Origin of the sequence: Kluyvera sichuanensis (assembly GCF_014218705.1) — a bacterium.
Classification (GTDB): Bacteria; Pseudomonadota; Gammaproteobacteria; order Enterobacterales; family Enterobacteriaceae; genus Kluyvera; species Kluyvera sichuanensis.
In genome coordinates this window covers 98,600-124,023 of the sequence record NZ_JABBJF010000004.1, presented here as the reverse complement: position 1 = coordinate 124,023, position 25,424 = coordinate 98,600, and the positions used below count along the sequence as shown (strand labels likewise).

24 protein-coding genes and 1 other RNA gene are annotated in these 25,424 nt (G+C 57.3%); 18 read left to right on the top strand and 7 right to left on the bottom strand.

Annotated features, from left to right (window positions below):
- Window positions 1–141 precede the first annotated feature (141 nt).
- The 4 genes from hupB to HII27_RS06565 all read left to right on the top strand — a co-directional run bounded on the left by hupB (window position 142) and on the right by HII27_RS06565 (window position 3,521).
- Window positions 142–414 (top strand): nucleoid-associated protein HU-beta, encoded by a 273-nt coding sequence (gene hupB, locus HII27_RS06580; protein ID WP_035895161.1) that lies wholly within the window; start codon window positions 142–144, stop codon window positions 412–414.
- A 198-nt stretch (window positions 415–612) separates the two neighbouring features.
- Window positions 613–2,487, top strand: a complete 1,875-nt coding sequence (gene ppiD, locus HII27_RS06575) for a peptidylprolyl isomerase (RefSeq protein ID WP_185667144.1) — start codon at window positions 613–615, stop codon at window positions 2,485–2,487.
- 148 nt (window positions 2,488–2,635) lie between these two features.
- Window positions 2,636–3,013 (top strand): helix-hairpin-helix domain-containing protein, encoded by a 378-nt coding sequence (locus HII27_RS06570; protein ID WP_185667143.1) that lies wholly within the window; start codon window positions 2,636–2,638, stop codon window positions 3,011–3,013.
- 109 nt (window positions 3,014–3,122) lie between these two features.
- The gene (locus HII27_RS06565) at window positions 3,123–3,521 is read left to right on the top strand and encodes a YbgC/FadM family acyl-CoA thioesterase (protein ID WP_185667142.1); all 399 of its coding nucleotides are present in this window, start codon (window positions 3,123–3,125) and stop codon (window positions 3,519–3,521) included.
- Window positions 3,522–3,607: 86 nt separating this feature from the next.
- On the opposite strand, the gene queC is transcribed toward HII27_RS06565, so the two are convergent.
- Window positions 3,608–4,303 carry a 7-cyano-7-deazaguanine synthase QueC gene (gene queC, locus HII27_RS06560; protein ID WP_185667141.1) on the bottom strand — a complete coding sequence of 232 codons (696 nt, stop codon included), beginning with the start codon at window positions 4,301–4,303 and terminating at the stop codon, window positions 3,608–3,610.
- A gap of 67 nt (window positions 4,304–4,370) precedes the next feature.
- Window positions 4,371–6,071, bottom strand: coding sequence for an SgrR family transcriptional regulator (locus HII27_RS06555; RefSeq protein ID WP_185667140.1), 1,701 nt, complete (start codon window positions 6,069–6,071; stop codon window positions 4,371–4,373).
- A 99-nt stretch (window positions 6,072–6,170) separates the two neighbouring features.
- Here HII27_RS06555 and cof point away from each other — a divergent pair, with 99 nt between their 5' ends.
- Window positions 6,171–6,989, top strand: coding sequence for an HMP-PP phosphatase (gene cof, locus HII27_RS06550; protein ID WP_185667139.1), 819 nt, complete (start codon window positions 6,171–6,173; stop codon window positions 6,987–6,989).
- Window positions 6,990–7,033: 44 nt separating this feature from the next.
- Here the strand turns inward: cof and HII27_RS06545 are convergent, their stop codons facing one another.
- Window positions 7,034–8,083 (bottom strand): PLP-dependent cysteine synthase family protein, encoded by a 1,050-nt coding sequence (locus tag HII27_RS06545; RefSeq protein WP_185667317.1) that lies wholly within the window; start codon window positions 8,081–8,083, stop codon window positions 7,034–7,036.
- 115 nt (window positions 8,084–8,198) lie between these two features.
- Between HII27_RS06545 and HII27_RS06540 the strand changes: the two genes are divergently transcribed.
- From HII27_RS06540 to HII27_RS06515, 6 genes are all read left to right on the top strand, one after another.
- Window positions 8,199–8,657 (top strand): Lrp/AsnC family transcriptional regulator, encoded by a 459-nt coding sequence (locus HII27_RS06540; RefSeq protein ID WP_185667138.1) that lies wholly within the window; start codon window positions 8,199–8,201, stop codon window positions 8,655–8,657.
- Between the two features lie 87 nt (window positions 8,658–8,744).
- Window positions 8,745–10,520: a SmdA family multidrug ABC transporter permease/ATP-binding protein gene (locus tag HII27_RS06535; protein WP_185667137.1), complete on the top strand. Its 1,776-nt coding sequence runs from the start codon at window positions 8,745–8,747 to the stop codon at window positions 10,518–10,520.
- Complete coding sequence (locus HII27_RS06530) at window positions 10,513–12,291, top strand: SmdB family multidrug efflux ABC transporter permease/ATP-binding protein (protein ID WP_185667136.1); 1,779 nt, start codon at window positions 10,513–10,515, stop codon at window positions 12,289–12,291. Before HII27_RS06535 ends, HII27_RS06530 begins: the two co-directional genes overlap by 8 nt.
- 209 nt (window positions 12,292–12,500) lie before the next feature.
- Window positions 12,501–12,839 (top strand): P-II family nitrogen regulator, encoded by a 339-nt coding sequence (gene glnK / locus HII27_RS06525; protein WP_004858743.1) that lies wholly within the window; start codon window positions 12,501–12,503, stop codon window positions 12,837–12,839.
- 33 nt (window positions 12,840–12,872) lie between these two features.
- A complete protein-coding gene (amtB, locus tag HII27_RS06520) occupies window positions 12,873–14,159 on the top strand; it encodes an ammonium transporter AmtB (protein ID WP_185667316.1) in 1,287 nt (428 codons plus the stop codon).
- Window positions 14,160–14,517: 358 nt separating this feature from the next.
- A complete protein-coding gene (locus HII27_RS06515) occupies window positions 14,518–14,778 on the top strand; it encodes a type II toxin-antitoxin system HicB family antitoxin (protein ID WP_185667135.1) in 261 nt (86 codons plus the stop codon).
- 54 nt (window positions 14,779–14,832) lie between these two features.
- On the opposite strand, the gene tesB is transcribed toward HII27_RS06515, so the two are convergent.
- Complete coding sequence (gene tesB, locus HII27_RS06510; RefSeq protein WP_185667134.1) at window positions 14,833–15,693, bottom strand: acyl-CoA thioesterase II; 861 nt, start codon at window positions 15,691–15,693, stop codon at window positions 14,833–14,835.
- 218 nt (window positions 15,694–15,911) lie between these two features.
- Between tesB and HII27_RS06505 the strand changes: the two genes are divergently transcribed.
- Window positions 15,912–16,412, top strand: a complete 501-nt coding sequence (locus tag HII27_RS06505) for a YbaY family lipoprotein (RefSeq protein ID WP_185667133.1) — start codon at window positions 15,912–15,914, stop codon at window positions 16,410–16,412.
- Between the two features lie 122 nt (window positions 16,413–16,534).
- Here HII27_RS06505 and HII27_RS06500 read toward each other — a convergent pair whose 3' ends face one another.
- Window positions 16,535–16,846, bottom strand: a complete 312-nt coding sequence (locus tag HII27_RS06500; RefSeq protein ID WP_185667132.1) for an MGMT family protein — start codon at window positions 16,844–16,846, stop codon at window positions 16,535–16,537.
- A 165-nt stretch (window positions 16,847–17,011) separates the two neighbouring features.
- Between HII27_RS06500 and ffs the strand changes: the two genes are divergently transcribed.
- The 3 genes from ffs (at window position 17,012) to HII27_RS06485 (ending at window position 17,907) form a co-directional block, all read left to right on the top strand.
- An RNA gene (gene ffs / locus HII27_RS06495) (signal recognition particle sRNA small type) lies at window positions 17,012–17,108 on the top strand.
- A 338-nt stretch (window positions 17,109–17,446) separates the two neighbouring features.
- Window positions 17,447–17,695: a hypothetical protein gene (locus HII27_RS06490; protein ID WP_185667131.1), complete on the top strand. Its 249-nt coding sequence runs from the start codon at window positions 17,447–17,449 to the stop codon at window positions 17,693–17,695.
- Window positions 17,692–17,907, top strand: a complete 216-nt coding sequence (locus tag HII27_RS06485) for a hypothetical protein (RefSeq protein ID WP_035895186.1) — start codon at window positions 17,692–17,694, stop codon at window positions 17,905–17,907. Before HII27_RS06490 ends, HII27_RS06485 begins: the two co-directional genes overlap by 4 nt.
- Before the next feature lie 88 nt (window positions 17,908–17,995).
- On the opposite strand, the gene yczR is transcribed toward HII27_RS06485, so the two are convergent.
- Entirely contained in the window at window positions 17,996–19,420 is a 1,425-nt protein-coding gene (gene yczR, locus HII27_RS06480; RefSeq protein WP_185667130.1) for a MocR-like transcription factor YczR, read from the bottom strand.
- A gap of 89 nt (window positions 19,421–19,509) precedes the next feature.
- On the opposite strand from yczR, the gene yczE reads away from it, so the two are divergent.
- The 3 genes from yczE (at window position 19,510) to HII27_RS06465 (ending at window position 24,456) form a co-directional block, all read left to right on the top strand.
- On the top strand, window positions 19,510–20,124 hold the full coding sequence (gene yczE, locus HII27_RS06475; RefSeq protein WP_185667129.1) for a membrane protein YczE: 615 nt from the start codon (window positions 19,510–19,512) through the stop codon (window positions 20,122–20,124).
- A gap of 75 nt (window positions 20,125–20,199) precedes the next feature.
- Window positions 20,200–21,279, top strand: coding sequence for a LacI family DNA-binding transcriptional regulator (locus HII27_RS06470; protein ID WP_185667128.1), 1,080 nt, complete (start codon window positions 20,200–20,202; stop codon window positions 21,277–21,279).
- Between the two features lie 93 nt (window positions 21,280–21,372).
- A complete protein-coding gene (locus HII27_RS06465) occupies window positions 21,373–24,456 on the top strand; it encodes a beta-galactosidase (protein WP_185667127.1) in 3,084 nt (1,027 codons plus the stop codon).
- A 15-nt stretch (window positions 24,457–24,471) separates the two neighbouring features.
- On the opposite strand, the gene HII27_RS06460 is transcribed toward HII27_RS06465, so the two are convergent.
- Entirely contained in the window at window positions 24,472–25,293 is an 822-nt protein-coding gene (locus HII27_RS06460; protein ID WP_185667126.1) for a nickel/cobalt efflux protein RcnA, read from the bottom strand.
- Between the last annotated feature and the right edge of the window lie 131 nt (window positions 25,294–25,424).

Here is a 25,424-nt window from a genome sequence, read left to right as displayed (position 1 = left end):
TGTCTCGCTAATTTAGACGGCTGGCAGGTGTGTCGATGACGACGGGTGTTGTAAGGGCATGGGAGTCCTGATATAACTGCTCCGCGATTGCATCGTGAAGGATTCAGGTGCGATATAAATAATAAAGAGAGGAAGAGAACAGTGAATAAATCTCAACTGATTGACAAGATTGCTGCTGGCGCGGATATCTCCAAAGCTGCAGCTGGACGTGCGTTAGATGCTTTAATTGCTTCTGTTACTGAATCTCTGCAGGCAGGGGATGATGTTGCACTGGTAGGTTTTGGTACCTTTGCTGTTAAAGAGCGTGCTGCCCGTACTGGCCGTAACCCTCAGACTGGTAAAGAGATCACTATCGCCGCTGCTAAAGTACCAGCGTTCCGTGCAGGTAAAGCACTGAAAGACGCGGTAAACTGATCGCTTTCCCGCGTAGGGAATGTGGCACAGTACAAGGGCGCATCATCTGATGTGCCTTTTTTTATGGCTTATTGTGTACTTTTAAGCGTTTATATTCGGTGTCATGCTGACAAGCGCCCTGGTTTCTTGTCAAAATAGCGGCCACACGTGCTATGCTGCACGAGGTATTTGTCACCTACAGCGGAGTGTTGTTACACCATGATGGACAATTTACGCACGGCAGCCAACAGCGTCGTGATCAAAGTCATTTTCGGGCTCATTATCGTGTCGTTCATTTTGACCGGCGTGAGTGGTTACCTGATCGGCGGTAACAATAATTTTGCCGCAAAAGTGAATGGCCAGGAAATTGGCCGCGGCCAGTTTGAAAATGCCGTTGCTAGCGAGCGTAACCGCATGCAGCAGCAGCTTGGCGACCAGTACTCAGAGCTGGCGGCCAACGAAAACTACATCAAAACGATGCGTCAGCAGGTGCTGAACCGCCTGATCGACGAATCGCTGCTGGATCAGTACGCGAAGACTTTAGGTCTTAGCATCAGCGATGAGCAGGTGCGTAAAGCGATTTTCGCCACCCCCGCTTTCCAGACCGACGGCAAATTTGATAACACCCGCTACAACGCGCTGGTGAATCAGATGGGCATGACGGCGGATCAATACGCGCAGGCGCTACGTAACCAACTGACGACCCAACAGCTGATTAACGCCGTTGCCGGTACCGACTTTATGCTGCCGGGCGAAACCGACCAGTTGGCCGAACTGGTTGCGCAGCAGCGTCTGGTTCGCGAAGCAACGATCGACGTGAATGCGCTGGCGGCGAAGCAGCAGGTTTCCGATCAGGAAGTTTCTAGCTACTACGAGCAGAACAAGAGCCAGTTTGTGGCGCCGGAGCAGTTCCGCGTGAGCTACATCAAGCTGGACGCTACCTCCATGAGCGAGCCTGTTTCTGACAACGACATTCAGTCTTACTACGACCAGCATCAGGATCAGTTCACTCAGCCGCAGCGTGACCGCTACAGCGTGATTCAGACCAAAACTGAAGCGGATGCGAAAGCGGTACTGGACGCCCTGAACAAAGGCGCTGACTTCGCTGCTCTGGCAAAAGAGAAATCTGCTGACATCATCTCCGCACGCAACGGCGGCGATATGGGCTGGCTGGAAGCTTCCACCACGCCTGACGAGCTGAAAAATGCCGGTCTGAAAGAAAAAGGCCAACTGTCTGGCGTGATCAAATCCTCCGTGGGCTTCCTGGTCGCGCGTCTTGACGACGTACAGGCTGCACAGGTGAAACCGCTGGCTGACGTGCGCAAAGAGATTGCGGACAAAGTGAAGCAGGAAAAATCACTCGACGCTTACTATGCACTGCAGCAGAAGGTGAGCGATGCGGCGAGCAACGACAACGACTCTCTGGCGGGTGCAGAGCAGGCGGCTGGCGTGAAAGCGGTTGAGACCGGTTGGTTTGACCGTAACAGCCTGCCGGCCGAGCTGAACTTCAAGCCGGTATCTGAGGCTATCTTCAACGGTGGTCTGGTTGGCGAGAACGGCATGCCGGGCAGCAACTCAGACATCATCACCGTTGACGGCGACCGCGCCTTCGTCATTCGCGTGAGCGAGCACAAAGCCGAAGCGGTGAAACCGCTGGCGGAAGTGAAAGCGCAGGTGACCGATATCGTTAAGCACAACAAAGCAGAACAGCAGGCCAAACTGGATGCTGAAAAACTGCTGGTGGCGCTGAAAGACGGTAAAGGCGACGACGCGATGAAAGCGGCAGGCCTGACCTTTAGCGCCAGCAAAACCCTGAGCCGTGCCGGTCAGGATCCGCTGAGCCAGGCTGCCTTCGCACTGCCGCTGCCGCAGAAAGACAAACCAAGCTACGGTATCGGCAACGATATGCAGGGCAACGTGGTTCTGCTGGCGCTGGACGAAGTGAAAGCGGGCGAAATGCCGGAAGCGCAGAAGAAAGCGATGGTTCAGGGTATTACCCAGAACAACGCGCAAATCGCCTTCGAAGCGATGATGAACAACCTGCGTAAATCCGCGAAGATTAAGCTCGGCGACATCATCGACCAGCAGCAATAATCGGAATTCGCTTCGCATAATTTTGTAATGCGATGTACATATCAAAGGCCGCTTTCGCGGCCTTTTCCACATTTGAAATCTGCCTTTTGAACCGTTGCGCGCTAACCGTTATGGTGCTTTCGCTATCAATCAACAAGGAGAAATCAAGATGAAACGTGGAATCAAAATGTCTGTTATGGCGGCGGTACTGGCGTGTACGGGGATGAGCTTTAGCGTTCAGGCGGCAGCGCCTGCTGCGGCGAAAACGCAGGCGGCGCAGACAAAAGCCAGTGCGGATACCGGAGAGCAGGTGAAGGCCGCGCCTGCCGCTAAAACGGCGGAAGATGAAGGGACCAGGGTTAGCATCAATACCGCGTCGGCCGAGGCGTTAGCGCAGGCGATGAACGGCGTAGGGTTGAAAAAGGCGCAGGCCATCGTTAGCTATCGTGAAGAGTATGGCCCGTTCAAAACGGTGGACGATCTCAAGCAGGTGCCGGGAATGGGTAGCTCGCTCGTTGAGCGTAATCTGGCACACCTCACGCTTTAATTTGCATCAAGTGTTTGCACTCGTCTGAAAATTTGCCAGACTAAAGAGGTCATACCAGTGGTGTGACCTCTGACTCTATGTAAAAACAAAATAATAAGGCTATGGCGCTATGCAGACACAAATCAAAGTTCGCGGTTATCACCTGGACGTCTATCAGCACGTTAACAACGCTCGCTATCTGGAGTTTCTTGAAGAGGCCCGCTGGGATGGGCTGGAGAGCAGCGCGGGGTTCCAGTGGATGAGTGCGAACCACATCGCCTTTGTGGTGGTGAATATCAATATTAATTACCGTCGTCCGGCGGTGCTGGGCGATCTGCTGACGGTGACCAGCAAGGTGCAGCAATTGAACGGTAAAAGCGGCGTATTAAGCCAGGTGGTCACGCTGGAGCCCGAAGGGCAGGTAGTTGCCGACGCGCTGATTACCTTCGTCTGTATCGACTTAAAAACCCAGAAGGCGTTGGCGCTGGAAGGGGAATTGCGGGAGCATCTGGAAGCGATGGTTGAGTAATGTGCTTGTCCCGGGGGCGGCGTAAACGCCTTGCCCGGAACAGGTAGCCCGGGCGAGCGCAAGCGACCCCGGGAACGTCTCCAGACCTATTTCAGCCCGGTTTTCTGCTTCATCGCTGCCATCACCCCTGGCTTATCCGCCAGATAATGATTCAGGCCATTTGCGCGCAGATTACAGGCCGCGCAGTGGCCGCAGCCATTGCCTTTGATGCCGTTGTAGCAGGTGAGCGTTTCGGTACGGACCAGTTCCAGCTTGTCCCAGTAGTCCGCCAGCGCCCAGGTCTGCGCTTTATCGAGCCACATCAGCGGCGTTTCAAAGCGAATGTCTTTTGCCATGCCCAGGCTAACCGCATGGTTCAGCGCCTTCACGAACTCGTCACGACAGTCTGGATACCCGGAGAAGTCGGTCTCGCAGACGCCGGTGATGACGGCTTCTGCCTTCACCTGATAAGCATAAATAGCCGCCAGCGTCAGGAACAGAATGTTGCGCCCCGGCACGAAAGTATTGGGAATACCGTTGGCATCCGGTTCGTAGTCCGGCACGGGAATGCTGTCGCGGGTCAGGCTGCTGACTGCCAGTTCATTGAGCAGGGTAACGTCCAGCACCTTGTGCGCGCGAGCGCCCAGCGTTAAGGCCAGTTCACGGGCGACGTCAATTTCAGCGCGATGGCGCTGGCCATAATCAAACGTGACGCAGTGAACTTCATCATATTGATGCAGCGCCTGCACCAGGCATGTTGTGGAATCTTGTCCACCGCTAAAGACGACAACGGCACGTTTCATGGCTTTTCCTGTCAGTGACTCTAAAAGCCGCTATGGTAACGCCTGCACGCCGTGGCGACCAGCTTCTTCACCGCGTTGTTGGTGGCAGCCAGGCGGCGGAAAAGTCAAACCAGCCGCGTGCGTTCAGGCGAATACCGTTGACTCCCGGCGGTGCGCTGACCTGGTATTGATAGTTAAACAGCGGCGTCAGCATCGCTTCACTCATCAGGTGAGTAAAGATGTGCTTTAGCGCGGCGATTCGCTGACTATCGTTTGGCAACGCCTGAGCGTCGTCTAATGCCTGGCGAACGCGGCTGGCCTGCTGTTCGGTAAAGAGCGCGGGCCATAGCGCATCGCAGCGTAGCCACTGCTCCAGGGCGTACTCCGGCATCTCGCCAATCAGACGGTCGCCCATAAACAGGTCGGCTTTTGGCAGGTCCGGACAGCCGGTCCAGCTTTTAGCATCATAAAAAATCACCGTCAGCTCGCAGCCCAGTTTCGCCAGGGCTGTTTTTAGCTCTTCGGCCATGGTGTGCAGTTCTACCGGCAAATGGTAGAGAAGCGTCAGGTGGGGCGGTAGGGCAACATCGGGCGCGTCTTTCGGCAGCGGGATATCCCAGCCGGGCAGCATCTCTTCGCTGGGGGTAATCAGGTTTTCCCCCAGCGGTAGGCTTTGCAGCAGGCCGGAGCGGTGAATCAGCCCGATGACCCTCTGTGCCTGTGCGCTGCTCAGACGCGGGCTCTGGCGCAGTGCCAGATAGCAAAATCCCAGGCTGATGCTGTGGCTGACGAGCCGCAGTTCGCCAAGTTCCTCAGGTTTACCAATGGCAATTTGCACCGGGTGCTGACAGCTGGTCCCCAGCCCCTGCTCGAAAAGCTGCGGGGTGATCCAGTATTCAATAGCCTGCAGCAGCGGGTGGCCCTGGTGATAGCGATGATGGCTCTCAATGCGCACCAGTTCTGGCTCAAAAATTTTCAGCATAAACGGGCCGGTGCCCTGCGACGGTTCGTCCGGATGTGCCAGCACGCTACAGTAGCTTGCCAGCCGATGCGGGAGCCAATAATCCGGATGATGCAGCGTGAAGGTCAGACACTGCGGATGCGTCTGCGTAATGGCTTTCACGCTGGAAAAGAGCTTCGCCAGTTCGGGCAGTTCCAGCAGCATCAGCAATCGTCGGCGAAGCTGCTCGGTCTCAACGGCATCGCCGTTGTGCCAGTGCAGGGTCGAACGAATATAAAACTGCCAGCACAACCCGTCGTCGGAAACCGACCAGTGGTGCGCCAGATCGCCCTGCGGCTGTGAGGCTTCATGGTTAAACCGGGTCAGGCCAGAGTAAATCTGCCCGGCAAGGTGCTGCTCGGCACGACCGGCAAGGAAGCCAGGATGCAGTGGCTCTAGCGGGCGGTAGTAAGGAATACGCAGCGTCGGCGTATTGTTTTGCCACTGGCCGCCGAGAAACGGGTGCAGCAGCGCCCTCAGCTCAACCGGGGCAATCTGCGCCAGCTCCAGCGCATTATGCTGCTCGCCGCGATTCAGTGCGCTTTCCATCATCTCATTGCGCAGCGTCTCCGGCGCGGTGTGGAATCGTAACCGCCCGCGCTTGCCACGCCCGGACTGCGCTTGCCAGCTCAGCCAGCCCGCCTCTTGTGCCTGGCGCAGCAGAGTACGCACGTGCCGCTCGCTGCAAAAACAGCGGGCGGCCAGTTCGGCGATGGTGACCTGCTGATCTTCTCCCTGCGACGGTAGCCACAGGCGCTGGAACTGATTTAAACGATTTAACTGGCGCATAGAAACCCGGAACAATAAATATTAACTATTCAGTATTACTTCCGTATATCCCAGCAGATACTGGGTGGCAAGAGAGAACGATCACAGGCGGGATAAAAGATGGCAAGACTGGCAGCATTTGATATGGATGGCACCCTTTTGATGCCAGACCATCGTTTAGGTGAGAGAACCGTGGCGGTGCTGAAGCGCCTGCGCGAACGGAACATCACGCTGACCTTTGCCACTGGTCGTCACGTGCTGGAAATGCGCCCGCTGGTGGAGAAACTGTCGCTGAATGCCTTCCTGATAACCGGCAACGGTACGCGTATTCATACCCAGCAGGGTGAAGTGCTGCACCGTAGCGATCTCTCCCCGGACGTAGCGGAAGAGGTGCTGCACACCCGCTGGGATACGCAGGCTAGCGTCCATGTCTTTAACGACGGCGGCTGGTTTACCGGGCGCGAAATACCGGAAATGTTAAAAGCGCACGTGTATAGCGGTTTCCGCTATCAGCTTCGTGACCTGCGCATGATGCCGGCGCATCAGGTGACAAAGATCTGCTTCTGCGGCGATCACGACGATCTCTGCCGTCTGCGGGTGCAATTAGTCGAGGCGTTCGATAAGCGCGCAGATATCTGTTTCTCCGCCGTCGACTGCCTGGAAGTGTTGCCGCTCGGCAGCAATAAAGGGGCGGCGCTGTCGGTGCTGAGTCGCCATCTGGGCGTGAGTATGGATGAATGCATGGCCTTTGGCGATGCGATGAATGACCGTGAAATGCTGGGACTCGTAGGGCGCGGCGTGATCATGGGGAATGCAATGGGGCAGCTTAAAGCGGCGCTCCCCCATCTACCGATTATCGGAAACTGCAAAAACCAGGCGGTTTCTCACTATTTAACGCATTGGCTGGACACACCTAATCTTCCTTATTCCCCCGAATAGAGAGACCTTCCAGCAAGCCAGGCTCAGTTGATGCCTGGCTTTTTTTATTTCCCAATCATGGTGTTAATAGCCTGTAGCCACGGTGCCGTGTCGCCGATGTTATTCGCCACCCATTCGGCGTTGTAGTAGGTGTCGAGGTAGCGCTCACCGCTGTCGCACAGCAGCGTCACGATCGAGCCGGTTTTCCCTTCATCTCGCATCTGTGCGGCTAACTGCAGCGCGCCCCACATATTCGTCCCGGTAGATGCGCCAACCTTACGGCCAAGCTGCGTTTCCAGCCATTGAGCGGTGGCTACGCTTGCGGCATCCGGCACGCGCAGCATGCTATCAACCACATCAGGAATAAACGACGGCTCGACGCGAGGGCGACCAATGCCTTCAATTTTACTGCCGACGCTGCCGCGAAGATTCACATCGCGGTGCTGCCAGTAGTCCATAAACACGGAGTTCTCCGGGTCGACCACCATCAGCTGGGTTTCATAGCCCTGGCAGCGAATGTAGCGGCCAATGGTAGCTGAGGTGCCGCCGGTGCCCGCGCTCATCACTATCCACGTCGGTACCGGGTTGGGTTCGTGCGACATCTGACGGAAAATGCTGTCGGCAATGTTGTTGTTGCCGCGCCAGTCGGTGGCGCGCTCGGCGTAGGTGAACTGATCCATATAGTGGCCGTTCAGCTCGCGGGCCAGGGTTTCCGAAGCGGCGTAGATTTCACACGCGCTCTCGACGAAGTGGCAGCGGCCGCCGTAAAACTCAATCTGTTCAACCTTACGTTTCGCCGTGCAGGAGGGCATCACCGCGATAAACGGCAGGCCAAGCAGGCGGGCGAAATAGGCTTCGGAAACCGCCGTTGAGCCGGACGACGATTCAATAATGGTGGTGCTTTCTTTGATCCAGCCGTTGCAAAGGCCGTAAAGGAACAGCGAACGCGCCAGACGGTGTTTGAGACTGCCGGTCGGGTGCGTGCTTTCATCTTTCAGGTAGAGCTGGATGCCGGGAAAAGCGGGTAGCGCCAGGCGGATTAAATGCGTGTCGGCGCTGCGTTGGTAATCGGCGTTAATTTCGCTGATGGCGTGTTTGACCCAGGTGCTATTCATCATTATTTTCCGTTTGTCATTTTGTGCCCAGCTTAGCGAAAAGTGCAGAAAAATTTGTTGCTATCTGACCTTTAAAATAGAATTAAGAGAGAAAAATTTTCTCCCGGTGACCGAAATGTTAGATAAAATTGACCGAAAGCTGCTGGCCCTACTACAAAATGACTGCACGCTCTCTTTGCAGGCGTTAGCAGATGCCGTTAATCTGACCACCACACCGTGCTGGAAACGACTAAAACGTCTGGAAGATGACGGTATACTGCTTGGCCGCGTCGCCTTACTGGATGCGGAAAAGCTTGGGCTTGGGTTAACGGCATTTGTGCTGATAAAGACCCAGCACCACAGCAGCGATTGGTACAGCCTTTTTGTGAGCGAAGTGACGCAAATGCCCGAAGTGTTGGGCTTCTGGCGCATGGCCGGGGAGTATGACTACCTGATGCGCGTCCAGGTGGCGGACATGAAACGCTACGATGATTTTTATAAAAGCCTGGTGAACCGCGTCCCCGGACTGTCGGATGTCACCTCAAGCTTTGCGATGGAACAGATTAAATACACCACTGCTCTCCCCATCGAATAATACTTTTTCTGGGATTTTCTCTTTGCCCATCGAGCTGCCAGGGCGGCAGCGCAGGACGAAGAGAATCGACGTTCAGGATTTTACCGCGTGCGATTATTTGCTCAACTAAGTTGGTACTTCCGCCGGGAATGGCGGCGCTATCTCGGCGCTGTCGCCTTGCTGATTATCATCGCCATACTCCAGCTCATCCCGCCGAAAGTGGTCGGGATCGTGGTGGATGGCGTCACACAACACCATTTCACCACCGGGAAGGTGATGATGTGGCTTGGCACCATGGTACTGATTGCCGTGGTGGTCTACCTGCTGCGCTACGTCTGGCGCGTATTGTTGTTCGGTGCCTCCTACCAGTTGGCGGTTGAACTGCGTGAAGATTTCTACCGGCAGCTAAGCCGCCAGCATCCGGAATTCTATTTACGTCACCGCACTGGGGACCTGATGGCCCGCGCCACCAACGATGTAGACCGCGTGGTATTTGCCGCCGGGGAAGGGGTGCTGACGCTGGTGGACTCGCTGGTCATGGGCTGCGCGGTGCTGATTGTGATGTCCACACAACTGAGCTGGCAGTTAACTCTGCTGGCGCTGCTGCCGATGCCCATTATGGCGTTGGTGATTAAACGCTATGGCGATCTGCTGCACGAACGCTTCAAAGTGGCGCAGGCAGCGTTCTCCAGTCTGAACGACCGAACCCAGGAGAGTCTGACCAGCATCCGTATGATCAAAGCCTTCGGCCTTGAGGACCGGCAGTCCGCCCAGTTTGCCGCCGATGCGGCTGACACCGGGGTGAAAAACATGCGCGTGGCGCGCATCGATGCCCGCTTTGACCCGACGATTTACATCGCTATCGGGATGGCAAACCTGCTGGCGATTGCCGGCGGCAGCTGGATGGTGATGCAGGGTGGTCTGACCCTCGGCCAGCTCACCAGCTTTATGATGTACCTCGGGTTGATGATCTGGCCCATGCTAGCGCTGGCCTGGATGTTCAACATCGTCGAGCGCGGCAGCGCCGCCTATAGCCGTATTCGCACCCTGCTGGCGGAAGCGCCAGTGGTGGATGACGGCACGCAGCCGGTGCCCAAAGGGCGCGGTACGCTGGAACTGGCGATTGGTCGCTTTAGCTACCCGCAAACCGACAAGCCAACGCTCTGCGACGTCAGCGTGACCCTGAAACCGGGCCATATGCTCGGCATTTGCGGGCCGACGGGGTCGGGGAAATCCACCATTCTGTCGCTTATCCAGCGCCATTTTGACGTTGATGAAGGTGAGATCCGCTTCCACGATATTCCCCTGCGTCAATTGCAGCTGGACGCCTGGCGCAGCCGCCTGGCGGTGGTCAGCCAGACGCCGTTCCTTTTTTCCGACACCGTTGCCAGCAACATTGCGCTGGGCCATCCGAGCGCGACGCAGGAAGAGATTGAGCATGCGGCGCGGCTGGCCTGTGTGCATGAAGATATTCTACGCCTGCCGCAGGGTTACGATACCGAAGTCGGCGAGCGCGGCGTGATGCTCTCCGGCGGGCAGAAGCAGCGTATTTCCATTGCGCGCGCGCTGCTGCTGGAGGCGGAAATTCTGATCCTCGACGACGCGCTATCGGCGGTTGATGGCCGCACCGAACATCAGATTCTGCACAACCTGCGTCAGTGGGGCGAAGGCCGCACGGTGATTATCAGCGCGCACCGTCTCTCGGCGCTGTCGGATGCCAGCGAAATCATAGTGATGCAGCACGGGCATATTGCCCAACGCGGCCAGCATGACCAACTGGCAGCAGAGCAGGGCTGGTATCGCGATATGCACCGTTATCAACAGCTGGAGGCCGCGCTGAACGATGTGACGGAAGAAGAGAAATCGGAGGTGGCCGATGCGTAGTTTTGGGCAACTGTGGCCAACCCTGAAGCGGCTGCTGGCCTACGGCTCGCCGTGGCGTAAACCGCTGTCGATTGCGGTGGTGATGCTGTGGGTGGCCGCTGCCGCCGAAGTGAGTGGGCCGCTGCTAATTAGCTATTTTATCGACAACATGGTGGCGAAAAATAGTCTGCCGATGGGGACGGTCGCCGGGCTGGCGGCTGCTTATATCGGGCTGCAACTGCTGGCTGCTTCGCTGCACTACAGTCAGTCGCTACTGTTTAACCGCGCGGCGGTCGGCGTGGTGCAACAGCTGCGCAGTGACGTGATGGACGCTGCGCTGCGCCAGCCGCTGAGCGAGTTTGACACGCAGCCGGTAGGCCAGCTTATCTCCCGCGTCACCAACGATACGGAAGTGATCCGCGATCTGTACGTGACGGTGGTGGCGACGGTGTTGCGTAGTGCGGCGTTGATCGGCGCGATGCTGGTGGCGATGTTCAGTCTCGACTGGCGCATGGCGCTGGTGGCGATCGCTATCTTCCCGGCGGTGATGATCGTGATGGTGATTTATCAACGCTACAGCACGCCTATCGTGCGCCGCGTTCGCGCCTATCTGGCGGATATTAACGATGGCTTCAACGAAGTCATCAACGGCATGAGCGTTATTCAGCAGTTCCGCCAGCAGGTACGCTTCGGCGAGCGGATCGGTGACGTGAGCCGCTCACACTATCTGGCGCGCATGCAAACGCTGCGTCTGGACGGCTTCCTGCTGCGCCCGCTGCTGAGCCTGTTCTCTTCGCTGGTGCTGTGCGGCCTACTGATGCTATTCGGCTTTAGCGCGCAGGGCTCCATTGAGGTCGGCGTACTGTACGCGTTTATCAGCTATCTGGGGCGTCTGAACGAGCCGTTGATTGAACTCACCACTCAGCAGTCGATGTTACAGCAGGCGGTGGTGGCCGGTGAGCGCGTGTTTGAACTGATGGACCGCCCGCGCCAGCAGTACGGAACCGATATGGCACCGTTGGCGCGCGGCGATATTGATATCGACGATGTTACATTTGCCTATCGTGATGACAAGATGGTGCTGCAAAACATTTCGCTGTCGATTCCAGCACGCAGCTTTGTGGCGCTGGTGGGGCACACCGGTAGCGGAAAAAGTACGCTTGCCAGCCTGCTGATGGGCTATTACCCGCCCAATTCCGGCGAAATTCGCCTCGGCGGCCGTCCGCTACAAAGCCTGAGTCATCAGGTGCTGCGACAGGGCATCGCCGTGGTGCAACAGGATCCGGTGGTGCTGGCCGACTCCTTCTTTGCCAACGTCACGCTGGGGCGCGATATCAGCGAAGCACAGGTCTGGCAGGTGCTGGAAACCGTACAGCTGGCCGAGCTGGCGCGAGGGATGAGTGAGGGTATCTATACTCATCTGGGCGAGCAGGGTAACAACCTGTCGGTCGGGCAGAAGCAGCTACTGGCGCTGGCCCGTGTGCTGGTTGAGACCCCGCAGGTGCTGATCCTGGACGAAGCCACCGCGAATATTGACTCCGGCACCGAGCGTGCGATTCAACATGCGTTGGCCGCCGTACGTCAGCGCACGACGCTGGTGGTGATCGCTCACCGTCTGTCGACCATCGTGGACGCGGATACCATTATGGTGCTTCACCGTGGACAGGCCGTCGAGCAGGGGACTCACCAGCAACTGCTTGAAGCCAAAGGGCGTTACTGGCAGATGTATCAGCTACAGCTGGCCGGTGAAGAGCTGGCGGCCAGCACCCAGGAGGATGTGCTTACCGCGTAATGCACCACCGTCAGGCATTTTTCTAACAGATTGCTGTTGTGACACGCATCATGCACCCGCATGGTGCGTTTTTCTTTTAACGCCCGCCATCTTGCCGCCATAAACCCTGATTTTTACCGCAGAGCAGGGTGGTTTTCATTTCTGGCATGACCCTTGCTTTACCTCTTACGTGTTCGTAGCCATTACCGAATTCTGACTGGAGGGGATCTATGAAGCTGGTTACCGTGGTAATTAAACCATTCAAACTCGAAGACGTTCGCGAAGCGCTGTCTTCCATTGGCATTCAGGGCTTAACGGTGACGGAAGTGAAAGGCTTCGGTCGTCAGAAAGGTCATGCAGAGCTTTATCGCGGCGCGGAATACAGCGTCAACTTCCTGCCGAAAGTAAAAATTGATGTGGCTATCGCCGACGATCAGCTTGATGAGGTTGTCGATGTGATTAGCAAAGCCGCTTACACCGGAAAAATTGGCGACGGTAAGATTTTTGTCGCCGAACTGCAGCGCGTAATCCGTATTCGTACCGGCGAAGCCGACGAAGCGGCGCTGTAATTCCCAGCCAGCACAGTGATAGGGATCGAGATGATGAAAAAAACAATGGTAAAAACGGGGTTGAGCGCACTGGCGCTGCTGCCGGGTCTGGCGATGGCGGCACCGGCGGTGGTCGATAAAGCCGATAACGCCTTTATGATGCTGTGTACTGCACTGGTGCTGTTTATGACCATCCCGGGGATTGCGCTGTTTTACGGCGGCCTGATCCGCGGCAAGAACGTGCTCTCCATGCTGACCCAGGTCGCGGTGACCTTTGCGGTAGTCTGTGTGCTGTGGGTGGTTTACGGCTACTCTCTGGCCTTCGGCACCGGCGGCAGCTTCTTCGGCAGCTTCGACTGGGTGATGCTGAAAAATATCAAGATTACTGATCTGATGGGCTCGTTCTATCAGTACATCCACGTGGCATTCCAGGGCTCCTTTGCCTGTATCACCGTGGGCCTGATCGTTGGCGCGCTGGCGGAGCGTATTCGCTTCTCCGCAGTGCTGATTTTCGTGGTGATTTGGCTGACCCTCTCCTACGTGCCGATTGCGCACATGGTCTGGGGCGGCGGTCTGCTGGCGAGCCACGGTGCGCTCGACTTTGCGGGCGGTACAGTGGTGCACATTAACGCCGCGGTGGCAGGCCTGGTGGGTGCTTACCTGATTGGCAAACGCGTGGGCTTCGGTAAAGAAGCGTTCAAACCGCACAACCTGCCGATGGTATTTATCGGTACCGCGATCCTCTACTTTGGCTGGTTTGGCTTCAACGCCGGTTCCGCCAGTGCGGCGAACGAAATTGCCGGTCTGGCCTTCGTGAACACCGTGGTGGCAACCGCTGCGGCGATCCTTGGCTGGGTATTCGGTGAGTGGGCACTGCGCGGTAAGCCTTCTCTGCTGGGCGCGTGTTCTGGTGCGATTGCGGGCCTGGTCGGTATCACCCCAGCCTGTGGCTATATCGGGGTCGGCGGTGCGTTGATTCTGGGTATCGTGGTCGGTCTGGCGGGTCTGTGGGGCGTGACCTCTCTGAAACGCTGGCTGCGCGTGGATGACCCATGTGACGTGTTCGGTGTTCACGGCGTGTGCGGCATCATCGGCTGTATCCTGACCGGTATCTTTGCTTCTACGGCGCTGGGCGGCGTGGGTTATGCAGAAGGCGTGACCATGAGCCATCAGGTGCTGGTGCAGCTTGAAAGTATCGCCATCACCATCGTCTGGTCCGGCATCGTAGCCTTCATCGGCTATAAAGTGGCAGATTTAACCGTCGGTCTGCGCGTACCGGAAGACCAGGAGCGCGAAGGTCTGGACGTAAACAGCCACGGCGAGAATGCTTACAACGCCTGATATCGGTAACCCGGGCGAGGCGTTTACGCCGACCCCGGGGAATGCTTCAGACGTTGAAAAACAAAAGATTTATTTTGACCGTTATTTAACCCGCCCTGGTGCGGGTTTCTTGTTTATGCGGTGGCGCCAATGATTTTTGTGATCGTTATCACAATGGTTGCTGGTATGGTGTCTGTAAAACCTTACGAACCGTAAGTAATTACATACGTTTGCGTAAAAGCATTTTACTTAAAACGGCTTTTTATCTTTTACGCTGAGGAGTATTCTTCCACCCCGCCGATGTGATCGGTAAAGATTTGCGGGCAAAGCCAGCTTTTACCCGCGCCAGGATGGCACAACACTTCAAGGAACGTTTCAAATGCATACCAGCACATTATTTATCGATGGTCACAAAGCCCGCGTTAAATACGACCCCATTATTGAAATGTTTCGCGGTGAGTTTTTAAACACCGACCGCAGGGCAACGTTTATCGCCGGAGACGCGAAAGAGTTGACCATTGCCGCCCGCGACGCGTTCGATTGCTACTGCAATAACTGCCGTGCAACCGGCGTGAAGCCGTTTGACAAGAAGAAACGCCTGCCTGGAATTAGCTCCCTGCTGAGCCGTATCATCCATTAATTACCCAGCTGCAACTGTACGCCCGCGCGATATCGCGGGCGTGGTTGATATCACCTAGTTGCGGTTACGCATAACCCCTTCCTGCACTGTCGACGCCACCAGAATACCATCCTGAGTGTAGAACTCGCCGCGTACAAAACCGCGGGCGCTGGAGGCGGAGGTGCTCTCGACGCTGTACAGCAGCCATTCGTTCATATCGAACGGACGGTGGAACCACATTGAATGGTCGATGGTCGCAACCTGCATACCGGGTTCGAGGAAGCCCACGCCGTGTGGCTGCAGGGCAACCGGCAGGAAGTTGAAGTCAGAGGCATAGCCGAGCAGGTACTGATGAATATGCAGTGAATCCGGTACGGTGCCGTTGGCGCGCATCCACACCTGACGGCGAGGCTCAGCCACGTGTCCTTTCAGCGGGTTGTGGAACTCCACCGGACGAATTTCCAGCGGCTTATCGCAAAGAAACTTCTCTTTGGCCTGGGGCGGCAGCAGGTGTGCCAGCGAGCGGGCGATGTCGGTTTCCGACGGCAGGCCGTCCGGTGACGGCGCGGCGGGCATGGTTTTTTGATGCTCGTAGCCGGATTCCGGGCCCTGGAAGGAGGCGGTCATATAGAAAATCGGTTTCCCGTTCTGGATAGCCGCCACGCGACGCGCGCTGAAACTGTTGCCATCGCGCAGTACTTCAACGTCATAGACGATAGGCTTCTGGCTGTCGCCCGGGCGCAGGAAGTAGCTGTGGAAGGAGTGCACCAGACGGTCGGCAGGGACGGTCTCTTTTGCCGCATACAGCGCCTGGCCGACAACCTGGCCGCCAAAGACCTGACGCAGCCCCAGATCTTCACTCTGGCCACGGAACAGTCCTTCTTCAATTCTTTCCAGATTTAATAATGTCAGCAGATTAGAAAGCGCTTGGCTCATTGATACCCTCTACAATTTTACGGTCGCAACATCAGGTGAATGCTCTCATTATAACGTAGTTTCGCGAGTGGTCCGATGGGTTCAATTGTCTGAATAATGGGGTGTTTGCAGGTAATCATGTGAATTATATGCCACACTAAAGCGGTTACGTTTGTTAATGCATTGTCACTCAAATGAGAAAACAGCCTCAGAATGGGTGAGCAATAAGGAGAATGCTAATGAAACTCGTGCCGATCTTAAGCGGTTTGGCGATTGCACTGGCCCTGGCGGGCTGTGCGAAGACGCACCAGCAAAGTCAGAATCAGACACCTGCGCCAGAAGCAGCAGCGGCCACTCAGGCCGTGTCGGGACCGAATGTCTCCGGTAACGTGTGGATCCGCCAGAAAGTGGCGCTGCCGCCGGATGCCGTACTGACCGTAACGCTGTCCGATGCGTCGTTGGCCGATGCACCATCGAAAGTGCTGTCGCAGAAAGTGACGCGTACCGAAGGGAAACAGGCGCCGTTTAGCTTTGCCCTGCCGTACAACCCGGCAGATATTCAGCCTAACGCCCGTATCCTGCTGAGCGCGGCGGTGACCATTAACGATAAACTGGTCTTTATTACTGATACCGTGCAGGAAGTGATTAACCACGGCGGCACTAAAGCTGACCTGACGCTGGTTCCCGTGCAGCAAACGCCGGTGCCGGTTCAGGATACCTCGCCGGTTCAGGTTCCATAAATGCGAATGCCCTCCACGTGAGGGCATTTTTTTGCCGTGAACTCAGGGTAGCCCGGGCGAAGCGCTTTAGCGCTGACCCCGGGATTTTCCCAGCGTCGTTTTGCTCGGCCGGGCTACAGCTGCTAGTAGTTCCAGCGATACTTCTGCATATCAATCTGCCCGCTGCCCGACACCTGTACCCCTTCGGAAAGCAGCGCCTGGCGTTGACGCTGGAGATCCGGGCCGGTCAGGGATATCACGCCGTGCCGATTCACCACGCGATGCCACGGCAGCGTGGAGCCCTCCGGCAGGCGTTTCAATACGCCGCCGACCTGACGCGCAGCGCGCGGAGAGCCAGCCAGCCGGGCAATATCGCCGTAGGTAGTGACGTAGCCTTCCGGGATGGAAGCGATGATTTGCCAAACGCGCTGAGGGAAAGAGCCAAAATCGTCCATAGTGAGTTCCTTAAAGCAGAACCTTCAGCATAATCAGCCTGATGCCCCCTGTGAAGGGTGGATTGCGCAAGAATCCAGCAGGCAGTAGCGGATAGCTTGCAATTGCCCGTCTCAGCAGTGATAATGCGCCAGCGCGTTGGATAACAACGCTCTCAATGGGGGCCCTGTTGGTTCTCCCGCAACGCTACTCTGTTCACCAGGTCAGGTCCGGAAGGAAGCAGCCAGGGCAGATGACGCGTGTGCCGGGATGTAGCTGTCAGGGCCCCCACCCATTTCTATCGCCGTAAAATCCCCCCCGCTAAGACCAATCTAATCCCTGTATTAATTGTGGCTATTTGTCGTCAACAACCTTTTGCGTTCAAATAACATTCATCTGCTTGTAATATTATTGTCATTTATGTGTCATAAATTGCCTTTAGATTAACATTGGGTATTTATATTACCCTTTGTGTTATAAATATATTTCTGGAATGTGCTGTTGGTTTCATGTATTAGTTATTACAGAAATAATACAGAAACCATTTTTGCCGCGCCGCTTTACGGGTTTTGTTAACACAAACTCGCCTACGAGACGGCGCGTCTTTACGGGAAGGGGTTTATATGACAGTCGCAGTGCTTAACGTAAAAATTGATGAAGCGGTAAAAGAGAGACTTCGCCACTTTGCTGAAGTCCACGGCCTGACTTTAGGCGCTGCGGCAGAAAAGCTGCTGCTGCTGGGGTTTGTAGCAGAAGAAGAGGCGGGCGTGTGTGAAGATGACATCGACAGCCAGCATACGGAAGAAGATGTTGCTCCATTCACACCTAAAGAAATCAAAGCATTACGTAAAATCCTGAAGAAGAGAAAATGAAACAGCAAACGTCGATAGCGTGTAACTATAGCGAAGCCTGCGACCTGTTACGTTCAGGCTACGTGAAGCATGTTCTTCTCAACTGGAATGTAGGCAGCGATGAATTCTTTCGTATTGCCTCTGACTGGTGCGATACCGGTGCTAAGATTAAAAAAGAGGGAGAATCTTTCGTTATTTCCCTGAAAGGCTTTCCGATCCCTCCACAGCACTAATATATTCTTTAGCCGCACTTTATAACGTTAAAGAATATAATGTTTCAGGCCGGTTATGTTATTGGGGGCGTTCTCCCCTTGCGCGCGGTTAAATTATTTTCCGCACTTTGTTTGCGCCATGCTGGCCTGCTAACGTTGCCCAAATCGGCTGTAATGTCGAAAAGGCGCGACGCAGAGTTTCATCGTCCAGTGTAAACGGAATGCGTAAATTGCGCTCTCCGCTGCCCGCCAGACCAAATCGTGTTCCCACGCCAAGATGAATCGCGCTGGCTTCCGCTCGTGCAGCAAACCGCGTTGCCATCATTTCCGGCAGCTCAACCCAGAACGACAGTCCTCCCTCCGGCAGCACAAATTTCCACTGCGGAAAGTATTCATGCATTAACGCCGCGCACATATCCCGCCGCGCCGTCAGCAGTCGACGCCGTTCGGGTAGCAACTGATGCTCATTGTCCAGTAGCCAGCACGTGGCCAGTTGTTCCAGCAGCGGCGAACCTAAATCAAGGGTATCGCGGGTCTGGACCAGTGCTGCAATGGTGCGCGATGAAGCGCGGATCCAACCCAGGCGCAGCCCACCCCAGAAGCTTTTCCCGGTTGAACCTACTGTGATGATCGGCGCATCGCGATTAAATGCGGCCAGCGGCGGTGGCGGCGGGGCGTTGTACCACAAATCCACCATCGTTTCGTCGACGACCAGCGTCGTACAGGTTCGTGCCGCCAGGTCCGCCACTATCTGCCGGGTGGTGCTGTCCATGCACTGGCCGGTAGGGTTTTGAAAATCGGGCATCAGATACGCTAGCCGTGGTGCGGTCTGGGCGATAACCGCCGCCAGGCCGTCGGTGTCCCAGCCTTTATCGGGCAATGGTAGCGCCACCGGGCGGCAGGATGCGCCCTCAATAGCGGAAATCGCGAGTGGATAGGTCGGTGTTTCAACCACCACCCGGTCGCCCGGCCCGGTGAGGTTACGCAGAATCAGCGCCAGCCCGCTGACTGCGCCGTTTACCAGCATAATCTCGTCGGCCCGCGTTGGCAGCCCGCGCGCGCTATAGCGCTGGGCAATGGCTTCGCGCAGGGCGGGGAGTCCCTGCTGATCGTAGCCGGTATTGCTGAGGTAGCTGGGCAGCGCCGCCAGCGCATGGTTGTAGGCCTGATGGATTTCCGCGCCGGCCGCCAGCGCGGCGGTAGACATATCCAGCGTCGGCGAGGTCGGCATGCGCGGCACGCGCTGGTAGCCTTCGGCGCTGAGTGTGACCGTCGAGCCGCTACCCTGCTTGCTCTGCACATAGCCTTCGTCGCGCAGTTGGGCCAACGCGCTGGCGATGGTGGTGCGGCTGACCCCTAGTGCATTGGCAAACTCCCGTTCTCCTGGCAGACGCGTGCCGAGCGGCAGGCGGCCATCGAGAATCAGCAGCCGCAGTGCATCGGTGAGCTGTCGCCACAGCGGCGTCGGGGAGGGGCCGTCCTGCCAGTGGCCCAGCAGGCGAACTAACGATTGGGTGGCGGAGCGTCGAATCATGGGATCAGTCCACTTTTTAAAAACTGGTCATTAATCATAATGCCATTTTTACCGATGATGGAAGCCTCATTCTACAGGCCGAGGTCTCTATGCTACGCCGACTGATTCAGCTCTACATTGGGTTAATACTCTACGGAGTTTCGACCGCCGTCTATGTTCGTGCCAATCTCGGGGCTGACCCGTGGAACGTGTTCCACCTTGGCGTATCCGGGTTAACCTCCCTTGATATTGGGATGGTGATGATCCTCACCGGCGCAGCCGTACTGCTGTTATGGATTCCACTGCGTCAGCGTCCGGGACTCGGCACCATCAGCAACGTTATCGTGCTGGGACTGGCGGCCGATGCCACGCTCTCGCTGATGCCGCCGCTGGAATCGCTCTGGCTTCGCGCTGTGTTGCTGCTGCTGGCGGTGGTGCTAAATGGGATGGCGACCGGTATGTATATCGGTGCCGGTTTTGGCGCCGGGCCGCGCGATGGCCTGATGACCGGCATTCACGCCCGTACCGGTTGGCCAATCCGCCGCATTCGTACCACCATCGAACTCTCGGTACTGGTTATCGGTATGCTGCTGGGTGGCACCTTCGGCGTGGGCACCGTGCTGTATGCGCTGGCGATTGGCCCGTTGATTCAGATTTTCCTGCCGTGGTTCCAGTTGCCTCGTGTGGCGCAGCGTCGCACGGCTGAGGTGGAGCAAGTTTCCTGATTTTACGAAGCGCTCACAGCATGATGTTCGTTTTCCGGTTACACTGCACCTGGTACGCCAGTTAAACGGAAAAGTATGAAAACAATCACGCTGTATGATGTGGCCCGCGTCGCCGGTGTCTCCTACCAGACCGTGTCGCGGGTGATAAACCAGGCCGCGCACGTGTCGCCGCGCACGCGGGAAAAGGTGCAGGCCGCGATGCAGGAACTGCACTATGTTCCCAATCGCGGCGCGCAGCAGTTGGCCGGAAAGGCCACGCGCGCGCTGGGCTTGCTGACCACTGACCTGGCGCTGCACGCGCCTTCGCAAATTGCCTCGGCGGTGAAACGCCGTGCTGGAGAAGTGGGCTTTTCCGTGCTGATTTCGATGGTGGAAAGCCACGACCGGGAAGCCTGCTTCAACGCCTTGCATGAGCTTCAGGCGCAGCGTGTGGAAGGGCTGCTGGTGAATGTGCCGCTGGAGCGTGAGGATGCGCAAGCGCTGGCCGCCGCTTCGCCGGTGCCGATACTGTTTCTCGACGTGGGGCGTGATGCCGAGGTGAATAGCCTCGTGTTTGACGCCGAGCAGGGCGCTCGCCTTGGCGTTGAACATCTGCTCGCGCTGGGGCATCGACAGATTGCGCTGTTGGCAGGCCCGCAAAGCTCTGTCTCCGCCCGTGCCCGACTCGCGGGCTGGCAGCATGCCTTACAACAGGCAGCGGTACAGCCGGTTTCCGTGGCCTATGGCGACTGGAGCGCGGCCTCTGGCTATGAAAAAGCGCACCTTTTACTGAGTGAAAAACCCTACCCTGATGCACTGCTGGTGGCCAACGATCAGATGGCATTGGGCGCGCTGCGCGCCTGCGCAGAGAAAGGCATTCGCGTGCCGGGTCAGCTATCGGTAGTGGGTTATGACGATACCACCGACAGCGCCTGGTTCACGCCGCCGCTGACCACCATCCGCCAGCGCTTTAAAGAGGCCGGGCGGATGAGCGTAGATTGGCTTATTGCGCAGGAGGGCAGCGTACCGGCACAGAGCCAGACTTGCCTGGAGGTTGAGCTGATTGCCCGTAGTTCCAGTGCCGAACGGCAACCGGAGAGTCTTCAGGATGATGATCTGGCGCATTGCTTGCAGGAGCTAGCGACCCGGATAGCCAGACGATCGCGCGAATTGTGATCTGACTCGCTTACTCTCGATCCGATCCTTTACCTCGTGGTGAGATCCGTGCACTCTCATTAAAAATTGTGAGCGCTTCGCAACGAGGTTTCCATGCCGCATTCTTCTCTGACGCTGTCTGCTTTACTCTCCCGTCGTGACTGGGAAAATCCCCAGCTTACCCAGTGGCACCGACTGCCCGCCCACGCGCCGTTTAACAGTTGGCGTGAAGCGAGCGCAGCGCGGCTGGATAGCGCATCGGCCTCGCGCCTGTCGTTAAACGGTAACTGGCGCTTCAACTTCTTTTCTGCCCCCGAAGCCGTACCGGAGGGGTGGGTTGAGCAGGATCTTCACGATGCTGTCGCCATGCCGGTGCCGTCTAACTGGCAGATGCACGGTTTTGATACGCCTATCTACACCAACGTGACGTATCCGATTCCGGTGACGCCGCCACAGGTGCCCGTAGAGAACCCGACGGGCTGCTACTCGTACACCTTTACCGTAGAAGATGAATGGCTGACGCAGGGACAAACGCGGATTATTTTTGACGGCGTGAACTCGGCATTTCATCTGTGGTGCAATGGTCAGTGGATGGGCTACTCCCAGGATAGCCGCCTGCCCGCCGAGTTTGACTTGAGTGCGGTGCTGAAACCTGGCGAGAACCGGCTGGCGGTGATGGTGCTGCGCTGGTGCGATGGCAGCTACCTGGAAGATCAGGATATGTGGCGCATGAGCGGTATTTTCCGCGATGTGACGCTGCTGCATAAACCGGCAACCCGCATTGCCGACTATCAGGTTACGCCTCGGCTGTCTGAGCGTTTTACCTTCGGTGAACTGGATATTCAGGTGACCGTCGAAGGCTCTGCCGCTGCCGCAACCGACGTGGAAGCCGTGCTGTGGTGGGGTGACAACGCCGTTGCCAGCCTGCAACAGGCCGTGGGCATTCCGTTTGTGGATGAACGCGGCGGCTGGGCAGAGCGCCTGAAGGTGACGCTGCCGCTGGAGCAGCCCGCGTTATGGAGCGCCGAAACGCCAAACCTTTATCGGCTGGTGCTCACGCTGCGTGATGCAGACGGTAAGCCGCTGGAGTCGGAAGCATGCGATGTTGGTTTCCGTCAGGTGGCGATAGAGGGCGGGTTGCTGACGCTGAACGGTAAACCGCTGCTGATCCGCGGCGTTAACCGCCATGAACATCACCCGGAAACCGGGCAGGCGGTGGATGAAGCCACCATGCGCCGCGATATTGAACTGATGAAGCAGCACAACTTTAACGCCGTGCGCTGCTCCCACTATCCGAACCATCCGCTGTGGTACCGTCTGTGCGACCGCTACGGGCTGTACGTAGTGGATGAAGCCAATATTGAAACCCATGGCATGGTGCCGATGAGCCGCCTGGCGGACGACCCGCGCTGGCTACCGGCGATGAGCGAGCGCGTGACCCGAATGGTTGCACGCGACCGCAACCATCCCTCCATTATCATCTGGTCGCTGGGCAATGAATCCGGGCACGGCGCGAACCACGACGCGCTCTACCGTTGGATAAAAACGGCCGATCCGTCACGCCCGGTGCAGTATGAGGGCGGCGGCGCGAATACGGCGGCGACGGATATCGTCTGCCCGATGTACGCTCGCGTCGATGCCGATCAGCCGCACCCGACGGTGCCGAAGTGGAGCATCAAAAAGTGGATTGCGCTGCCGGAAGAGACGCGTCCGCTGATCCTCTGCGAGTACGCTCACGCGATGGGCAACAGCTTTGGCGGTTTTGCGAAATACTGGCAGGCGTTTCGCGACAACCCACGCCTGCAGGGCGGCTTTGTCTGGGACTGGGTTGACCAGGCGTTGAGCAAAACCAATGAGCAGGGCGAGCGCTTTTGGGCCTACGGCGGCGATTTTGGCGATACGCCAAACGATCGTCAGTTCTGCATGAACGGCCTGGTGTTCCCGGATCGTACGCCGCACCCAGCGCTGTTTGAGGCGCAAAGGGCACAGCAGTTCTTCCAGTTCAGATTGGTGGGGCGCGCGCCGCTGGAAATAGAAGTGAGCAGTGAATTCCTGTTCCGTCACACGGATAACGAGTGTCTGCGCTGGTCGATTACCGTTGATGGCAAAACGCTGACGCAGGGCGAGGAAGCGCTTGATATCGACCCGCAGGGGCAGCAACGAATCGTGCTGCCGTTCACCGATAGCGCCGCGCTCAGCGAAAATAGCTGGCTTAATGTTGAGGTATATCAGCCGCAGGCGACCGGGTGGTCGGCGGCTAACCATCTGTGCGCCTGGGATCAGTGGCCGCTGCCCGCCGCGCTGTCGCTGCCGGTACGACAAGAGACAGGCACCGCCCCGCAGCTGCACGTTGAGGCGCTGGCGTTTGTGATCGCCCACGGTAGTCAGCGTTGGCAGTTTAGCCGTGAGAGTGGCGATTTGACGCAGTGGTGGCGCAACGACAAACCGGAGCTGCTGACGCCGCTGCGCGATAATTTCACCCGCGCGCCGCTGGATAACGATATCGGCGTGAGTGAAGTGACCCGGATCGACCCGAACGCCTGGGTAGAGCGCTGGAAGGCGGCGGGGATGTACGCCATGACGCCGCGGCTGTTACTGTGCCGGGCCGCGTCGCAGGAACAGGGCGTTGAGGTCGAGACGCAGCAGAGCTGGGAATTTCAGGGGAAAATTCTGTTTATCAGCCACAAACGCTGGCGCATTGACGATTACGGCGTGTTGCATGGCGATGTGACGGTGCAGGTGGCGGAAGATATTCCGCACCCGGCGCGAATTGGTCTGCATTGCCAGTTGGCCACCGTGGAAGAACAGGTGAGCTGGCTGGGGTTGGGGCCGCATGAAAACTATCCAGACCGTCGTCTGGCGGCGCGCCAGGGATTGTGGACTCTGCCGCTGTCGGCGCTGCATACGCCGTATATCTACCCGACGGAAAATGGGCTGCGCTGCGACACCCGACAGCTTGAATATGGCGCGCACTGCTGGCGCGGTGAGTTCCACTTTGGCCTCAGCCGCTACAGTCAGCGTCAGTTGCATGAAACCACCCATCACCATCTGCTGCACGAGGAGCCGGGCTGCTGGCTGAACCTCGATGCCTTCCATATGGGTGTGGGCGGCGACGACTCCTGGAGCCCGAGCGTGGGGCCAGAGTTTTTACTGCCCGCCCGCCGGGTTCGCTACCAGTTTAGCTGGCAGCTAGCCTAAGCTCTGCACACGGCATCAGATCAGTGCGCTGATGCCGTGTCCCATCATGTAAAGCCCCACCAGAATAATCAGTGCGCCGGAGAACCACGGCGCTTTTCGCGATAGCTCCCCAAACCCGCTCCAGCGTTTGCTCACATGCTTCAGGCCAATGGCGGCAATGGCCCCGGAGGCGACCAGCGTGAGCGCCAGCCCGACGCTAAAGCTCAGCACCAGCGTCGCCCCCAGCGCCACGTGTTTAAGCTGCAGGCAGATAAGCAGAATGGTGATCGAGGCCGGGCAGGGGATGAGCCCGCCGGTCAGGCCGAACACCACAATTTGCCCGGTGGTGACCTCCTGGCCTTTGAAACGTCGGTTGATCTCTTCGGCATGAGCGCGCTGGTGGGCATCCTGCCAGTCGGCTTCCACCAGATCGTGGTGATGATCGTGGCCATGATGATGTTCATGTTCATGATCGTGGTGGTGGTGATCATGGTCGTGATGATGATCGTGCGCCCCGCGCGACTCACGCCAGGTGCGCCATAGCATCCACAGCGCGATAACAATAATGATTATCCCGGAAAGCAGCTGAAACCACGGCTCGGCGGTTTGTGCATCCCACCCGCGACCAAACCACATCCCGGCCATGGCGATGACCCACACCACCACCGTGTGCGACAGCGTCGCCGCCAGCCCCAGTAATATCGCCTGTTTTAGCGTACCGCGGATCGCCACGATAAACGCCGCCATCATGGTTTTGGAATGGCCAGGCTCCAGGCCGTGCAGCGCCCCAAGCAGAATGGCGCCGGGGATAAAGAACCAGGCATTGCCCTGTTGTAAGAGTGTCGTGAAGTCGTTCATCGCGAAGGATCCTTGCAAAAAAGTGAAATCACTATACTCCCACCCAGTATTATAATACTACCCCCTAGTATAAAAATGCGCAGTCAGAGCCGCGCGTGGTATGCTTGCGCAGGAGTTAAGAACAGGATCCC

Bases quoted from the DNA above. Each gene is read 5' to 3' on its own strand.
- ppiD (WP_185667144.1), top strand. From the start codon at position 613: ATGATGGACAATTTACGCACGGCAGCCAACAGCGTCGTGATCAAAGTC.
- HII27_RS06570 (WP_185667143.1), top strand. From the start codon at position 2,636: ATGAAACGTGGAATCAAAATGTCTGTTATGGCGGCGGTACTGGCGTGT.
- HII27_RS06565 (WP_185667142.1), top strand. From the start codon at position 3,123: ATGCAGACACAAATCAAAGTTCGCGGTTATCACCTGGACGTCTATCAG.
- queC (WP_185667141.1), bottom strand. From the start codon at position 4,303: ATGAAACGTGCCGTTGTCGTCTTTAGCGGTGGACAAGATTCCACAACA.
- HII27_RS06555 (WP_185667140.1), bottom strand. From the start codon at position 6,071: ATGCGCCAGTTAAATCGTTTAAATCAGTTCCAGCGCCTGTGGCTACCG.
- cof (WP_185667139.1), top strand. From the start codon at position 6,171: ATGGCAAGACTGGCAGCATTTGATATGGATGGCACCCTTTTGATGCCA.
- HII27_RS06545 (WP_185667317.1), bottom strand. From the start codon at position 8,083: ATGAATAGCACCTGGGTCAAACACGCCATCAGCGAAATTAACGCCGAT.
- HII27_RS06540 (WP_185667138.1), top strand. From the start codon at position 8,199: ATGTTAGATAAAATTGACCGAAAGCTGCTGGCCCTACTACAAAATGAC.
- HII27_RS06530 (WP_185667136.1), top strand. From the start codon at position 10,513: ATGCGTAGTTTTGGGCAACTGTGGCCAACCCTGAAGCGGCTGCTGGCC.
- glnK (WP_004858743.1), top strand. From the start codon at position 12,501: ATGAAGCTGGTTACCGTGGTAATTAAACCATTCAAACTCGAAGACGTT.
- amtB (WP_185667316.1), top strand. From the start codon at position 12,873: ATGAAAAAAACAATGGTAAAAACGGGGTTGAGCGCACTGGCGCTGCTG.
- HII27_RS06515 (WP_185667135.1), top strand. From the start codon at position 14,518: ATGCATACCAGCACATTATTTATCGATGGTCACAAAGCCCGCGTTAAA.
- tesB (WP_185667134.1), bottom strand. From the start codon at position 15,693: ATGAGCCAAGCGCTTTCTAATCTGCTGACATTATTAAATCTGGAAAGA.
- HII27_RS06505 (WP_185667133.1), top strand. From the start codon at position 15,912: ATGAAACTCGTGCCGATCTTAAGCGGTTTGGCGATTGCACTGGCCCTG.
- HII27_RS06500 (WP_185667132.1), bottom strand. From the start codon at position 16,846: ATGGACGATTTTGGCTCTTTCCCTCAGCGCGTTTGGCAAATCATCGCT.
- HII27_RS06490 (WP_185667131.1), top strand. From the start codon at position 17,447: ATGACAGTCGCAGTGCTTAACGTAAAAATTGATGAAGCGGTAAAAGAG.
- HII27_RS06485 (WP_035895186.1), top strand. From the start codon at position 17,692: ATGAAACAGCAAACGTCGATAGCGTGTAACTATAGCGAAGCCTGCGAC.
- yczR (WP_185667130.1), bottom strand. From the start codon at position 19,420: ATGATTCGACGCTCCGCCACCCAATCGTTAGTTCGCCTGCTGGGCCAC.
- yczE (WP_185667129.1), top strand. From the start codon at position 19,510: ATGCTACGCCGACTGATTCAGCTCTACATTGGGTTAATACTCTACGGA.
- HII27_RS06470 (WP_185667128.1), top strand. From the start codon at position 20,200: ATGAAAACAATCACGCTGTATGATGTGGCCCGCGTCGCCGGTGTCTCC.
- HII27_RS06465 (WP_185667127.1), top strand. From the start codon at position 21,373: ATGCCGCATTCTTCTCTGACGCTGTCTGCTTTACTCTCCCGTCGTGAC.
- HII27_RS06460 (WP_185667126.1), bottom strand. From the start codon at position 25,293: ATGAACGACTTCACGACACTCTTACAACAGGGCAATGCCTGGTTCTTT.